The organism is Colwellia sp. 12G3 (assembly GCF_002836775.1).
Lineage (GTDB): Bacteria > Pseudomonadota > Gammaproteobacteria > Enterobacterales > Alteromonadaceae > Colwellia.
The window spans coordinates 452,433-468,937 of sequence record NZ_PJAQ01000017.1 but is presented as its reverse complement, the minus strand read 5'-3'; the positions used below and the strand labels follow the sequence as shown (position 1 = coordinate 468,937).

Here is a 16,505-nt window from a genome sequence, read left to right as displayed (position 1 = left end):
TTGTTATTGCTAAGTTGAGTAAGCTCGCCAAGAGCAATAACGATTATAAAAATATTCAACCTGCTCATTAAGCCTTATTTAGGCAACTTAATATAGCTAATGAGTTAGGCGGAAATATTAAAGGGGATTAAGAACATGCAAAACCAAACAGGCACTTTGTGCAGAAAAAATTCACGCGCTAATTCACATATTAACTCACGAAAAAATAATAGTACTTTTACGTATTCAATTATAGCATCGGCCATTTTAGGTTTAAGCTCTGCTTCTGTTTATGCTGCAGAGGCAGATGAAAAAACTAAAGCTCAAATAAAAGAAGATACTATTGAAGTTATTGAGGTTAAAGGTCAACGTGGTAATTTAATTTCAGCACAAAACATGAAAATGAATGCCGATACGGTAATGGATGCCATTTCTGCAGCTGATATGGGCTCGATGCCAGATAGAAGTGTTTTAGAAGCTATATCTCGTATGCCAGGTGTTGCCATTGAACGATTTTCAGCAGCAGATGACCCAGATCATTTTGGTGTAGAAGGTGGCGGAGTTGTTGTGCGTGGTTTAACCCATGTTCGCAGTGAGTTTAATGGTCGAGATAGTTTCTCTGCCGATTCAGGCCGAGGTTTAAGTTTTCAAGATGTATCGCCAGAGCTGATGGGCTCGGTGGAAGTCTTTAAAAACCAAACGGCTGATATGATTGAAGGCGGTATTGCCGGTACAGTAAACCTTAATACTCGTAAAGCTTTTGATTCAGATGGTCGTGTTTTTGCTTTTTCAGCCGATGCAACTTATACCGATATGCGTGAAGAGGTATCACCAACATTTTCAGGTTTATATAGTGATATTTTTACCCTTGATTCTGGCCGTTTAGGTTTTTTGGTTAACTACTCCAACTCACAAACTAAAGTTGAGTCTAATGCTACTCAAGTTGGTCGTTATGAGGAACAAGAATATCAGGGAGCCGATGGCCAAGCCTTATTTGTGCCACAATCAGCCCGCTTAAGTAAAAAACAAGATGATCGTGACCGCGAAGGTTTCGCTACATCATTGCAGTGGGAAAATACAGATAAAACAATTTTACTTACTGGTGAATATATTCGCTCACAAGCGAGTTTGATTTGGCATGAGAATGCGATTGAATATGCTGATGATGCTAATCCGATGTTACCCGTAGATGGAACTAGCTTTGAATTTGATGAAAATGGTTATTTTGAAAGTGGAGTCATTACCTCTGAAGCCGGCTGGCGTGGTGATGGTGCACCTTCGCGCTACGGTATGCAACATGCGATGGTAACTCGTGTTAGAGATGAAGAGTCAACCGTTAATGACTACAGCTTTAACGTCAAATTTATGCCAAACGATAGCTGGGCAGTTAATTTTGATGTTCAATATGTCGACTCAACGATGGAGATTGAAGATGTCTCTGTAGCAGGCGCAACACGTGCTGTTGTTGGTATGGATTTACGAGGCAGTGGCTTACCAGACATTACCTTTCATGATCCTGGTTATGATGGCCAAGCAGATTATGTACCAGGCACGCCATTTACTGATACCAGTACTAATTTCTGGCGTAATGTTATGGACCATATTTCTGATAATGAAGGAACGGAATTTGCTACTCAGGCAGATGCCGAATATACCTTTGATGAAGGTATAGTTAAATCAGTTCAATTTGGTGCACGTTATTCTGATCGTCAACAAACAACAAGGCAGTCTGCTTGGAACTGGGCGGTATTATCAGAAGGTTGGGCTGGCGGAAATATTTGGTATGCAGATACTGATGTACCTTATGACGAAGTTAGCTTTGATAACTTTGCTCGAGGTGGTGTGTTAAATGCAGAAGGTGGCAATAACTTCTTATTCCCTTCGGCTGCTATGGTTAAGGATTATGACAATTTACCTGATGCTGTAGCTGATGCAAAAGCGGTTGACTGGGGTTGGAGTCCACTTGCCGACCGCGATGGTGCAATGGGGCACTTTGTTAACAATGAAATAAATGAAACTGAAGAAATTAGCACCGCAGCCTATTTGAAAGTTAACTTTGAAGGTGACATCGCAGGTTTAGACTATAGCGCTAATATTGGTATGCGTTACGTTAAATTGGAAAATGATACCCATGGCTTTTTGAGCTTCCCAGATGATGCACCAAATGATCCAAATGACCCTACCGATATTGGTAATGTCTTGGATGAGGGGCAAGCTGCCTTTGGTAATGCCGGTTTTGAATCTATGGTTGCCGCAAGTGAATACAGTAATGTATTGCCTAGCGTAAACTTTAAACTGAACCTCACTGATGAGTTACTTATGCGTTTTGCTTTTTCTGAAGCTATTGCTTTGCCATCTTTAGGTCATTTGCGTAATTACGTTGGCATCAGTGGTACCGAGATGGAAGTTACTTATGATATTGACGTGCCTGAAGGTGAAGAGCCGATTCCTGTCTATGCAAAATATGACCGCTACACGGCAAGTTCAGGTAACCCATACTTAAAACCAATGGAGTCATATAACTATGACTTATCTTTAGAGTGGTATTTTTCTGAGGCAGGCTCATTAACTACCTCATTGTTTTATAAAGACTTAAGTAACTACTTTATAAATGGTGTTACCGTGCGTGACTATACTAATAATGGTGTAACTCAGCAGGTTGAAGTATCTGGTGCAACTAACGGGGATGAAGGTAGTATTAGTGGTATTGAGCTTTCTTATCAACAGTTCTTCGACATGTTACCTGGCGCATTTTCTGGCTTAGGTGTGCAGTTAAACTATACCCACATTAATGAAGATGGTTCACCAAACTCTGGTTTAAATGACTCGAGTGGTAACTCTGATGATGCTGGTGATATCGCCTTTGATGATTTGCCGCTTGAAGGTTTATCAGAGCAAAATGCTAATGCTGCTTTGTTATATGAGAAGTTTGGTATTTCAGCACGTATTGCTTACAACTGGCGTTCAGAGTACTTGCTTACGACCCGCGATGTTATCACTAAATTACCCATTTATAACTCAGCTAATGGTCAGTTAGACGCATCAGTATTCTGGGATGTAAGTGATAACTGGAAGTTAGGTCTGCAAGGCACCAACCTTAATAACAATGTCACAGAAACCTTGATGCAAGTAAATAAAGAAGGTGACAAACAAACACGTTCATGGTTCACCAATGATCGTCGCTATAGCTTAGTAGTTCGCGCTACTTTCTAGCACCTTAGTTACACAGTGTAAAATGGCGGTTTAATAAGGGTAATCCTATTGAATCGCCAATGTTTTGGGCATTGATGACATCGACACTTATCAACCCTTTAGCCGTCCCTATTGTTCCCTGATGTTAGGGACGGCTTTTTTATTTAATTCCTTCATTTATAAATTTTTTCTGGGAGACAGTTATGAGTCAATCAACCGCAAATCGACAAAATAAAATAAAAAAAATAGTGATTGTTGGTGGTGGCACTGCAGGTTGGATGACCGCATCGGCTTTATCTAAAATTTTAGGATCAAATTACTGTGATATTCAATTAATCGAATCAGACCAAATTAGTACGGTTTCGGTCGGTGAAGCGACTATTCCACAAATATCACTATTTAACAAAATCCTTGGAATAGATGAAAACGACTTTGTTAAAAAAACTCAGGGTAGCTTTAAGTTAGGTATCGAATTTATTGATTGGACTAAAAAAGGCGGTGGTTATATGCATCCCTTTGGCGACCATGGTACCAACATGGATGCCATTCAATTTCATCATTATTGGCTTAAGATGCACCAGCAAGGTAAAGGTCCTGATCTTGAAGAATACTCCTTAGCTGCAGTTGCCGCGAGACAAGGCAAGTTTATGCGTCCACAAAACAGGGGCAATTCACCGCTGTCACAGATTAACTATGCTTTTCATTTTGATGCGACCTTATACGCAAAGTATTTACGAGATTTTTCTGTTGAACGTGGCGTAACGCGAACAGAGGGTAAAGTGGTTAATGTTTCAGTTAGAGACAGCGATGGCTTTATTGATAGTGTTTACCTTGAAAATGGTGAGCGAGTAGCGGCAGATTTATTTATTGATTGCAGTGGTTTTAAAGCTTTACTGATTGAGGGAGCGCTAAAAACAGGCTTTGATGATTGGAGTGATGTGCTTCCTTGTGACCGTGCTGTTGCTATGCCTTGTATGCCAAAAGAAGCCGATGTATTGCATCCTTATACCCAAGCTAAGGCTCAAAAGGCAGGTTGGATATGGCGAATTCCTTTGCAGCATAGAGTGGGAAATGGCTATGTCTACCCAAGTAAGTTTGTTAGCGATGAAGAAGCAGTAAAAATATTAACAGAGCAAATGGAAGGTGAGCCTATCGGCGAGCCGAATTTTTTGCGTTGGACAACGGGTGTACGTAAAAAAAGTTGGAACAAAAACTGTATTGCTATTGGTCTTTCCGCAGGGTTTGTTGAGCCGTTGGAATCTACCGGTTTACACCTCATTCAATCGTCAATTGCTAAGTTAATGGCATTATTTCCTCATCAAGGGTTTGATCAAATTGACATTGATACTTACAACCAACAGACAAAAACTGAACTTGAATATATCAAAGATTTTATCGTATTACATTACAAAGCAACGGATAGAGATGATTCAGAGTTTTGGCGTGATTGTCAGCAAATGAAAGTGTCAGATCGTTTGCAGGCTAAAATGGATTTATATCAAAAAAATGGTCGTATTTATCGCGAAGATAATGAGTTGTTTAATGAAACCTCTTGGTTAGCGGTAATGCATGGTCAAGGACTAACCCCTAGTGGTTATCACCCGTTAGTTGATGTTTTATCTGAAGAAGAAATAGAACGCAGGCTGCAACATATCTACTCTGTTATTCAAAAGTCAGTAGAGACTATGCCAATGCAAAAAGACTTTATTGATAAGTACTGTAAGGCATAACTATGCACATTGTTAAGTATTTAGGCATGTAGTAATTGTGTACATTATTAAGTAGATAAATTTTATCAATAGCAATATTTACTTGATAAAAACATCACGAGATATTATGTTATAACAATAAAATGAAAGCGCTTACATTTTGTTGCGTCTTAAATAAATGAATTGAAAAAGGTTAGAGAATGAAAGTAATGCTTATGAACACTAAACTAAAAAGTACATTGGTAATTTCCACTGTATTGGCACTAGCTTCCGGTCTTTCGGGTTGTGTAAATGACAACAAAGCCGATGTTGCCAGTAAAAGTACCAAGCAAGATCAAGGTATTGAAAAATCAGAAGCTCGTCTTAAAACAGTAGAGCAAGACGTTGAAGCGTTACTGGCAAAAATGACTTTACCTGAAAAAGTCTCGCTAGCTCATGCCAGCGGTAAATTCCATATTAATGCTATCGAACGTGTTGGTATTCCGGAAATGTGGTTATCAGATGGCCCTCATGGTGTGCGTCATCAAATAGAACGTCATACGTGGGCGTCGGCTGGTTGGACAGATGATCATTCTACCTATTTACCTCATCTTACCTCTGTAGCAGCAAGTTGGGATCCTAAAATTGCTCGTTTACATGGTCATGTATTGGGCGCTGAAGCACGTGACAGAAAAAAAGACTTTATCTTAGGACCCGGTGTGAATTTAGCGCGCTTACCTTTATATGGTCGAAATTTTGAATATATGGGAGAAGATCCCATTTTGGCGGCAAAATTAGTGGTACCACAAATTAAGGCCATCCAAGCTAACGATGTTGCCGCAACCGTGAAGCATTATGCATTAAATACCCAAGAGCTAAACCGAACAGGTGTGAATGCCAAGCCGGATGAACGTACTCTTCGAGAAGTCTATTTACCTGCTTTTGAAGCGGCGGTTAAAGAAGGCGGCGTGCTTGGTATGATGGGCTCATATAATGAGTACTATGGTACTAATGCTAACCAAAGCAAACATTTAGTCATGGATATATTAAAGGGCGAGTGGGGCTATCAAGGCGTATTACTTACCGATTGGCATGTTGATATTAATACCTATGATGCTGCGGTAAATGGTTTAGATTTAGAAATGGGCACACAAGTTGATGATTATCAAGATTACTTCTTGGCGAGACCTTTTTTAGAGATGATTCAATCCGGTAAAATTGATGAATCGGTTGCCGATGAAAAAGCCAGACGAATTTTACGCGTGCAACATAGTATCGGTATGTATGATGAAAATCGTTTACCAGGCGCTAGAAATACTAAAGCACATCAAGCAGCTGCTCGTAAAATTGCCGCTGAAGGTGTGGTGTTATTGAAAAATGAAACGGTTGGCGAAAATGCTGTTTTACCACTCGATACCAAAAAAGTTAAAAATATTCTTGTACTCGGGCCAAATGCGGATAAAAAACATGGGACAGGTGGCGGCTCATCAGAAGTGAAATCTTTATATGAGGTAACACCACTTGAAGGGTTAAAAGCAAAGTTTGGTGATGAGGTAAATATAACGGTAATGAGAGCACGCAGTAGTGAACTCGCAGCTATCGCGAGTGACTATGTTGAAAGCCGTCATTGGACAGGAACCCCTGCTTGGAATGTATCCTACTTTAAAGACTCGGTTCGTGAAAATATAACGGATAAGGCTTGGATAGTTGATTCCAAGTTTAAAGCGAAAGACACAAGTATAACTCAGCACATCACTATGACGGCAAAGATCAAGCCGCTAACTACGGGCTCGCATCAATTAAAAGTTGAAACCCTAGGTGGATTTCAGTTAAAAATTAATGATGACGTTGTGATTAAACATAAAGAAAGTTTTGATTCATCAGCTGATACCATTGTGTTATCTCATGATATTTCGTTAAACGCAGGTGAAAGTTATAGCTTCGAAATTGAGTACGATGGTAGTGAGCACTTCACTTTAGGTTGGGATGCACCGGGTGAGTTATTCAGCAGTGAAGCAGAGTATATTGCTGCGGCTAAAAAGGCAGATGCTGTTATTTACTTTGGTGGTTTGAGTCATGGTGATGACAGAGAATCAATAGATAGACCTGATATGAAGCTACCTAATTCACAAGATGAGATTATAAGTAAGCTCATTGCTGCTAATGAGAAAACTGTGGTATTCCTGGTTGCGGGCTCGGCCGTTGAAATGCCTTGGGCAGAGCAAGCAAACGCGATTGTTTGGGGTTGGTATGGTGGTATGGAAGCAGGTCATGCTTTTACCGATATCTTAACAGGTGATGTTAACCCAAGTGGTAAAATGCCGATCACCTTACCGGCTCGTCTAGAAGATACTGCACCTATTGCCCTTAATGATTACAACGCAAAAGAAAGCTTATACACAGAAGGTGTGTTTATTGGCTATCGTTGGTTTGAACAACAAAATATCAAACCAATCTTTGCGTTTGGTCATGGTCTTTCATATACCAACTTTGCCTTAACTGATATTGCTTTATCGGCATCAAATATCAGTGCGGATGAAAATATTACCGTCACCGCTATGGTTAAAAACACCGGTAAAGTTGCTGGCGCTGAAGTGGTGCAACTATATCTACATGATGTTGAGTCAAGTGTTGATAGGCCAACAAAAGAATTGAAAGGTTTTGCTAAAGTATTCTTAGCGCCAGGTGAAAGTAAAAAAATCAGCATATCACTGAATAAACGTGATTTATCTTTTTGGGATGTTAAGACCAATGATTGGTTAGCTGAAGACGGTGATTTTGAAGTATTACTGGGCACATCACTTGAAAGAATAAATTTAAGAGAAAAATTTAACTACCAGAAATAACATGGCTATTGGTTAGCGGTATTACTCAGTACTGCGTTGAAAGTACTCATGCACAATTATGTGCTGAGTACTTTTTTAATTGAAAACCTAAAATGCTGCGCTAAATAGTTAGCCCTCAACAAACTAAAACACATCTATAAAACGGGATAAAGTCGATGAAACCAATACAGTTATTTTTTTACTTCGTTATAGTCATTTTTTTAGTTGGCTGTGCAGAAAATTCCCAGCCAGATGTTTACAATGATTTAAGTAAAGAAAAGGAATCAACTGCTATTGATAGTGTTCACTACGTTGCTGTTTCAAGAGGTGATTATCAAGATAAGTTACATGGGTTTTGGTTAGGGCAGAGTATTGCTAACTGGACTGGCTTAGTAACTGAAATGGATAAAGTGGGTACGCCTGAGACTATGCCATTTTATACCGATGATGATTGGGGAAGTAAGGATTTACCTGCGATGTGGGGAGAAGGGGTTCCTCATAGTGATGTTATTGATTTTTTCTTTGTTGAAGCAGGACAACCTTGGGGCGCGGATGATGATACTGACATTGAATATATGTACCAGTATTTACATGAAGTGCACCAAACAAGCATATTAAGCGCCGAGCAGATTAGCGCCGGTTGGTTAACACATACCTATTCAGAAGAAGATGCGCCACTGTTTAAAAAATTCCCTGACTCTACAGCAGAGAAAGAGAATTTCTTATGGGAGTCAAACCAACAAGCTCGAATACTAATGCAGCAAGGCATGTTGCCACCAGAAACCAGTGAGCCTAAAAACAATAATAAATACATGATGATTGATGCTCAACTTACTACTGAAATATTTGGATTATTAGCCCCTGTAAGAGCCGACGTTGCACTAAAAATAGCAGCGTTGCCGATTAGAGTATCTGCTAAATATGATGCTCAGTGGATCTCACAATTTTATGTCACCATGCAGTCTTTAGCCTCTAAAGTAGATAAATCACTGACTATGCAGCAACAAACATACTGGTTGGCAGAGCAGGCTAGGTTGATATTACCTGAGCAATCTACCTCGGCAAAAATGTATGATTTCATTTTAAATTCTTATCAGCTAAACCCTAATAAAAATGATTGGGAAAAAACCCGCGATGAAGTTTACCAGCGTTATCAAATTAAGGGCGCTGATGGTTATGTTTACAATGACCCCTTTGAAGCTGGTATTAACTTCGCTGCAAGTTTAGTGAGTTTATTTTATGGTGAAGGAGACATTGTTCGTACCATTCAAATTGGCACCTTGGCTGGCTGGGATTCAGATAACCCAACCGCAACTTGGGGCGGATTATTAGGCTTTATGATTGGCCCAGAAGGTATTGCACAAGCATTTGGGCAAGATAACCTTTCAGAAACTTATTGGATTCACCGTACTCGCAGAAACTTCCCTGATCATACACCTAATCAATTAGGTGAAGATACTTTTACCATGATGGCACAACGCGCTATTAAAATGATTGATCAAGTGGTGATTGAGCAAATGCAGGGAAAGGTTGATGTTGAAAAAAATGTTTGGTTAATTCCGAGCGTAAATGTTCATGTTATTAAAAATTAACTCCTGTGGATAAATAAGCCATGAAAAATCAACAATTCTCCGTTCTGTTGCTATCTATTATTTTTATTTTATCTATACAAACAACTTATGCAGCTATGAATTTTATTCATCCTGGTGCTACAAATAGTAAAGCTAATCTAGACTTTATTAAACAGCAGATATCGAATAATAAACAGCCTTGGTTAACTGAATTTAATCGATTGAAAAAGTCAGCCTTATTGAGTCGAAAGCCACACGCTTTGCAAACGGTAAACTCAAAAAATAATAATGAATCTGCTGAAATGCGTGACGATGCTATTGCGGCATACTCGCTTGCATTAATGTGGGTTATTACGGATAGAGAGGTTTATGCTAAACGTGCGATTGCTATTCTCAATGCATGGGCAAGTTTTAAAGGCTTCACCAGCTGCAGTGATCAAGACAAATTACAAGCCGGTTGGACTGGAGCCGTTTTCGCATCCGCTGGCGAGTTGATGAGGCTTTATCAAGGCTGGCCTCAAAATCAGGTTTTAAATGTTCAGCTAATGTTCAAAAAGGCTTTTTATCCGCAATTACTGACCGCAAGTTCATGGAATGGCAATGTTGATTTAACCCAAATTGATGCACTTATTTCAATCGCTGTTTTTAATGATGATGAAGAGGCATTTAACATGGCGCTTACTCGACTTTCACAACGAAATCCTGCTTATTTTTATTTAACATCAGATGGTAAAAGAGGAGCTTCTATTCAAGGGGATGGTGGCAATATAGAGCAGTTTTGGTCAAAGCCTACACAATGGGTGGACGGCTTAAACCAAGAAACTTGCCGAGACAATGGTCATCACTCTCAATATGCATTAGCTTCAGCTTTACATGTCGCTGAAGTGGCTTGGAACCAAGGTGTTGATGTTTATAGTGAGAATCAATTACGCTATACCGAAGCTATGGAGCTGATGGCAAAGCAATTGTTATCTAATGATTTTTTTACTTGCCAGAATACACAAGCCAGTAAGAATTATTTTAACACTTGGGAAATTGGTTTTAACCATTACCACAATCGACAAGGTATTCAATTGCCTTATACTCAAAAATTAATCATAAATAAAATTCGGCCTAATAGTATGCGCACAAGTTGGAATGTTGTTTACGAAACACTGACTCATGCCAATCTTCCTAAACCCTAGGTGATGTTGAATAACGCTCTTAGATAAAAGCAACCTTGCATAGAATTTTACCTAGTACTTATCATAGGAATCCCATGAATAAGATAAAATATTTATCAGTAAACTTTACTTTAATCGTTACTTTAGCCTTAACCGCTTGTGCTCATAATAGCGATCAACAGGGAGTGCAACCTTCTTTAACTAAAGTGAATTCAGAAGATCAGCTATTGCGCGAAGCTTACCAATCGAGCGTTGACCAAAGTGACCGCGAATATTTTGTTTATTTACCTCGAGGCTACCATGATAAGCCAGAAAAAAAGTGGCCTGTGATGTTATTTTTACATGGCAATGGTGAACGAGGTAATGGTCAGGATGAATTAGACTTCGTCATGATGCAGGGGCCACTACATGAGGTTTGGGTGCAGAAAAAAGATCTACCTTTTATTATTATTTCTCCTCAGCTTCATATGTTTGGTTGGGATAATAAAGGCATTGAGTACATTGATAACCGTTTAAAAGAGAATATTCCAAAAAGGCTCAGTCATGGCGTACCAAAACGCAGTGCTGCTTTTCAAACTCAAACTGATATTAAAAGAATGCCGTCACTTAACGATATGAGCGAAGTAGCCCCTTTATTACCACAAGGTTGGGAAAAGCTTGAGACAGATTTAATCACCATGCTAGATACAGTACAAAAGAAGTATCGGGTAAATAAGGATAAAACTTATTTGTCTGGTTTAAGTTATGGTGGGTTTGGTACTTGGTATATGGCAAGTAAATATCCACAAAGGTTTGCAGCTATAGCACCTGTAGTAGGTTGGGGGCATCCAAGTTTAATGGCGCCAATAGCAAAGCATAAATTACCTGTTTGGCAATTTGCCGGAGGTAGAGATAGCGCGGTTAATATTGAGTATTTTTATGCAGGGTTAAATGAATTAGAAAAGATGGGTCATAACGGTGTTCGTTTTACTGTTCATGAAGATAAAGGCCACGATGCTTGGACACGCGTTTATTCAGGCGAGGATCTTTATCAGTGGTTATTATCTCATGAAATTAATGATTAACTTGCAGGTTAAAATATGATGCCGCTTTTAAGAAATAGAAAAATACACTTACGGTTAGGCCATATTTTTTTGCTTTTATTCTCTGTTAATTTATCAGCAATAGGCATAAATAAGGCTGCTGATGAGGCCATTACCGTTATGTCGTTAAACATCTATGGCTGGAAAACTATGCCCAAGCATAGTGTTGATTATGCAGCGTTAATTAATAGTCATAACGTTGATGTTTTAGGAATTCAGGAAGGAGTTGAAGACTGGCAGCTTAAGCATCCTGATATTGAAGGTAAGCTACCAACAAACTATCAACGTGCTATCACTTTAAATAAGTCACTTGGGCAGTGCTGGCAGCATAGATTTCAAATCTTTATCAATCATTGCCAAGGCAATAGCTTTATAGAATCGGGTCGGTTTGATTTAACAGATGGACCTAATGCTACCAGAACGGGCGAGTATGCGGTGATAGAAAAGACGTCTAAACGTTATCTATTGGTCAATGTACATTGGGACCATGAAAGTCTTGTTACCCAAGTCGCCAACGCAGAAGAAACCGCTGCTCTGCTAATTACCATGAATGAGTACCCTAAAATATTACTGGGTGATTTTAATAGTCAATGTGATAGCAGTGAGGTTTTGTTAGTGCAATCAAAAGCTAAAATGAGTTTACTTAAACATGCCGGTATTGATTGTCTTTTTGTCAAAGGCATTACGGGTAAAGCGATTAAAATAGTAGCAGAGCCTTCAGATCATCCTGCTATTGTAGCGACTTTAATAAATTAAAGCAGTGTAGTTAAATAACGCCAGTTAAAAAACCAGTTGAATTGAAGATAAAAAATCCCTGCATATAATGCAGGGATATATTTTAAAATCTAATAGCTTAATAAACAGCTTATTAAATTGAGTAACCTCTAAGGTAAGTTAGGTGCTACTAAAATATCTTTTTCATCACCCCAAGTATTAGTCGCTCTATCATAAGTACTAAACGAACCAGCATCATCCCAAAAGGTTGCTGCAATACCATGTTTTGTGGCGAAGGTCACATGTGCTTCTATGTACGCTAAACGATCGTCTTCATCACATACATTATCTGGTGCAGTAAAGTCATAATGAGCTACACCAAATTCGTTGACTGTGACTGGAATATCATTTTCCGTCGACCAGTCTGCTGCTCTTTGATAAATAGCGCCTAGTGCTGCAATATCTGCATCAGTGCCCCATGAACGAGTACACATACCAGCAAATGGCCATGGGTCATAGTTATGGAAGTTACCAATTAAATACTCATCATCTTCATCTGGAATTGCTGCGGCTAACAATGAATCTAAAGGAGTATAACCCTCACCAGAATATACCACCAAACGTGTTGGGTTAACACGACGAATTATATCAAGTACTCGCACATTTATTTCATCAACATTTTCTGCCGTTAATCCATTTGGCTCATTCAAAACTTCGAATATTAATTTAGGTGATTTATGTTTGAAACGCTCCACAATTTGCAACCAGATAGAGTCAAAGCGGTTTCTATTATGTTGACTGAAATTATTTTCTATCCAACCTTCATGATGCATATTTAACACAACATAAAGATCTTGTGCTAACGCCCAATCAACCACAGTTTCAACTCTATCCATTTCAACCGTATCGACTTGATAAGGTGCAGAGGTTGCCGTTCTATTATCCCAAGTAACTGGAATTCTCACATGTTTAAAACCTGCGTCTTTAAAGTCGATAATAAACTGCTCTTGTGCTGCTGGTGCCCAAGCTCCCTCTGATGGTGCATCTAATGTATTACCTAAGTTAATCCCTATGCCCATGTCACTAACGGCTGTTTCTGGGCTGATTGGGGCAGGGTCTATAACTATCTCAACATCAGGTAGTTCTAAGGGCACTTCTTCAGGCACAACCGCAGGTGGTACAAATGAGCCATCATCCACTTTAAAGTTGATCTTATCTATATTGAACGGGCCGGTATTGATGGCTAGGCGTAAGGTATGAGCGCCTTCTGTCGCGGTAAATAAGGCAATATCATGGTCTTCAAAAACCTGCCAACCACCCGTTTCATCAACACTATCAGTAGCAACAAGTTTATCATCAATAAATATTGAATAATCTCCGCCACCAAGCGCTGATGCAACCGTTGTAGTTAGGATATAAGCACCAGCGGTTAAAGTAATATCATACTCAAGCCATTCACCTGCTTCAGTCCAACCGACGATAAAACCACTGTCGTCGGTTAACGCTTCAATATCAACATTGTCATTGCGAAACGCATTACCCTCGTTACCTACAGTGGTATCTAAAAAGCGGACATAATCTTCAGCTTCAATTAATAAGGCCGTTCCAATAGGGAGCTCTGGTATAATAACTGCAGGAGGGGTAATAACATCGGGTGCTTTAGTTGTATCAGCTAGCTCTGGTTCAGTTGTCGATGATCCACCACATGCGCTTAATATGAATAAGGCACATAAAAAGAGCGTTATATTTATTGCTTTGGTAGCGGTTTGAAAAAGAGTAAAACTAGATTGTATATTCAGTATCATTGTACTTACCTGTAAATGTTTGAAATTTGATTTTTATTATTTTTTATCACGTTGAAGGATTACTTCAGCAGTAATATGCTTAACAGTAGGGTCTTAGTGATAAAATACTTAGCTCAAACTTAAATAGATTTTGTTAAATTCCGTACCAGCAAGTTAATCTTTTTTTTAAAAGGATTGAAACAATATTATTATCGTCATTAATAATAGAAAGTTGCTTGGCAGAAGTCGTTTAAACTTGAGGGAAGTACGATAACTGTACGTTCAACTTTATATTAATAAATTACTGTACTTATTAAGTTAGTGATAAAAATGATTAGTTTATGTATTACAAATAAAAAGGACTACCGAGAGTAGTGGTAGCCCTTTTCAAAAAATGAAGTACTTATTTAGTCCTTCAGCTATTTATTTTTTAGTCACCATAACAAGTGGCTACAAACAACTACGGACTAAGCTCCAAGAAGCATCACTACCTGGCTGTGTATTGGTATACCAATTGGCAACATATAGATTGCCGCCAAATTCCATTTCATCGCCTGCATCTTGATGAGTGTTTGCGCCGCCAGAGATATCATTTCTCTGCCAGTTAGGGTACATCGGGGCACCAGCACAAGTTGAACTAGGTTCACCATCAGCTGCTTTAATTTCAAACCAGTTGAAATTCCAACCATCCGTAGACGTTGAAGCAATAGCCAATTCAGTTATACCTGCAGGTAGGCTAATAGTATGGCTTACGGTTGTCCATGTTTGCCATCCGCCAGTAGCACTAAAGCTAATGTTACCAAATTCTACTGCACCACCGGCTTGCTCTATTTTTAAGCTGCCACCGTTGAACGAAGCTACACGATAAGAAATCTCATATTGACCTGAGGCACTCGTTGGTAAAGTAACGTTGTATTTCATCCAATCATTCGCATCAATCCAGCCAACATTATTGCCACCGCCAGTATCTTGAGTTGCTTCTTTCTCTACGCCGTCCATTTCGGTATAGCTTTCAGCTTCTACTCTACTGCTATCAACAGTAGGCTCACAGTCAACAGTACAAACCTCTTCGTCATCGGCTGAAATAGTTAAGTAGTTTAAGTTCCAGCCACCAATTTCAGCGACAATAGCAATCGTTTGCTCACCAGCAGGTAAGTTAACGGTATGACTTACATCTTGCCAAACTTGCCAGCCGCCGGTATTAGGCACGGTCACTGAGCCATAAGAAATGTCACCACCTGATTTCTCAAGACGAATAACACCACCACTGCCATCAGCCGCTACGCGATAAGTAACAGTTGCGGCACCTGCTTGTGGCATATTAATGTTATAAGTTAAATAGTCACCATCATCAATATAGCCAATATTGTCACCACCATTAACATCTTCAGTGGCTTCAATTTTAATAGCAAAAGCCTGACAGAAATTTTCAGCTTGCAGCGTGCCAGATACCGCTAATTGTGTACATGGGCCATCAATAAGCTCATTATTGGTGATACCACCACCTAGGATTTCTTTAATGAAACCGGCAGAATCTTTTTCAGAGCCGTCAGACCAAAACATTGACGAGTTTTCAATTTCGCCTTGGCTGTTACGGTCTTTGTCATGATATGCCCACATAGCACTACCAACACCATTGGCACGCAAGAATTCCATCCAAGCCCAAGTTTCATCATAGTTAATATCACCACCGCCGCTAGCGTTAGTCATGCCCCATTCGGTGGCAAATATTGGCACACCACCATTTAACGCTGTTTGTGCTAAGGCGCGATTACCCGCTTTATGTGTACCGGCATAAAAATGCACGGTGTAAGCCATGTTAGATACATTGGCTTTATTACCTACCACATCATCAACTTCTGAAGACCATCTAGGTGTGCCCATAATAATTAAATTGTCTGGGTCAATATTACGAATGGCGGCACCAACATGTTCAGCGTAAGGTTTTAAGTCGTTTGCCCAACTTACATCAAGGGGTTCATTGTAAATTTCATAAATGACATTATCATAACCACCCCATTTTTTAGCTACGGCATCAAAAAAAGCAACGGCTGACTCCCAATTTTGATGTGCTTCATGGCTATGGTAATCAATAATAACGTACATATCGTTGTCGATTGCTGCTTGAACAACAATATCAAGGCGTGCCATGTTTGCTGCCCAATCGGTAGTTAAGCTACCGACAGGTCCGTGACCAATGGCGGCACGAACCAAGTTAGCACCGTATTCATTTTTTATGCGCAGAACATGTTCAGCGGTATAAAATTTTTCACTACCCCAACCGGTATTACTCCAAAAAAGTGAAATACCTTCTAGGGCTCGACCATTGACTTTTCCTCCAACAAGTACTTTATTGCCCTCTACTGTTAAAGGTGCTATTGCCATAGCTGCTGTTGAGACTAACATTCCCGCTGTTGCTAAGCCGGCTAATAATGTCGTTATTATTATGTTAGTTAGTGGCTTTTTGCGAGACTGTTTTATTGATTTGAAATTCATCGTTCTCTCCG

The 16,505-nt window shown here is 39.5% G+C and carries 9 protein-coding genes; 7 read left to right on the top strand and 2 right to left on the bottom strand.

The window, feature by feature from the left end; translation table 11 throughout:
* Window positions 1–135: 135 nt before the first annotated feature.
* The 7 genes from CXF71_RS07490 to CXF71_RS07460 all read left to right on the top strand — a co-directional run bounded on the left by CXF71_RS07490 (window position 136) and on the right by CXF71_RS07460 (window position 12,256).
* Window positions 136–3,192 carry a TonB-dependent receptor gene (locus CXF71_RS07490; RefSeq protein WP_101232320.1) on the top strand — a complete coding sequence of 1,019 codons (3,057 nt, stop codon included), beginning with the start codon at window positions 136–138 and terminating at the stop codon, window positions 3,190–3,192.
* 182 nt (window positions 3,193–3,374) lie between these two features.
* Window positions 3,375–4,901, top strand: coding sequence for a tryptophan halogenase family protein (locus CXF71_RS07485; RefSeq protein WP_101232319.1), 1,527 nt, complete (start codon window positions 3,375–3,377; stop codon window positions 4,899–4,901).
* 194 nt (window positions 4,902–5,095) lie between these two features.
* Window positions 5,096–7,705: a glycoside hydrolase family 3 C-terminal domain-containing protein gene (locus tag CXF71_RS07480; protein WP_101232426.1), complete on the top strand. Its 2,610-nt coding sequence runs from the start codon at window positions 5,096–5,098 to the stop codon at window positions 7,703–7,705.
* A gap of 155 nt (window positions 7,706–7,860) precedes the next feature.
* On the top strand, window positions 7,861–9,276 hold the full coding sequence (locus CXF71_RS07475) for an ADP-ribosylglycohydrolase family protein (protein ID WP_101232318.1): 1,416 nt from the start codon (window positions 7,861–7,863) through the stop codon (window positions 9,274–9,276).
* 20 nt (window positions 9,277–9,296) lie between these two features.
* The gene (locus CXF71_RS07470) at window positions 9,297–10,439 is read left to right on the top strand and encodes an alginate lyase family protein (protein ID WP_101232317.1); all 1,143 of its coding nucleotides are present in this window, start codon (window positions 9,297–9,299) and stop codon (window positions 10,437–10,439) included.
* 74 nt (window positions 10,440–10,513) lie between these two features.
* Window positions 10,514–11,482 carry an alpha/beta hydrolase-fold protein gene (locus CXF71_RS07465; RefSeq protein WP_101232316.1) on the top strand — a complete coding sequence of 323 codons (969 nt, stop codon included), beginning with the start codon at window positions 10,514–10,516 and terminating at the stop codon, window positions 11,480–11,482.
* Window positions 11,483–11,497: 15 nt separating this feature from the next.
* Entirely contained in the window at window positions 11,498–12,256 is a 759-nt protein-coding gene (locus tag CXF71_RS07460) for an endonuclease/exonuclease/phosphatase family protein (RefSeq protein WP_101232315.1), read from the top strand.
* A gap of 128 nt (window positions 12,257–12,384) precedes the next feature.
* Here CXF71_RS07460 and CXF71_RS07455 read toward each other — a convergent pair whose 3' ends face one another.
* Both CXF71_RS07455 and CXF71_RS07450 read right to left on the bottom strand, forming a co-directional pair.
* Window positions 12,385–14,019 carry a cellulase family glycosylhydrolase gene (locus tag CXF71_RS07455; RefSeq protein WP_101232314.1) on the bottom strand — a complete coding sequence of 545 codons (1,635 nt, stop codon included), beginning with the start codon at window positions 14,017–14,019 and terminating at the stop codon, window positions 12,385–12,387.
* A gap of 429 nt (window positions 14,020–14,448) precedes the next feature.
* Complete coding sequence (locus tag CXF71_RS07450) at window positions 14,449–16,494, bottom strand: cellulase family glycosylhydrolase (RefSeq protein WP_101232313.1); 2,046 nt, start codon at window positions 16,492–16,494, stop codon at window positions 14,449–14,451.
* Between the last annotated feature and the right edge of the window lie 11 nt (window positions 16,495–16,505).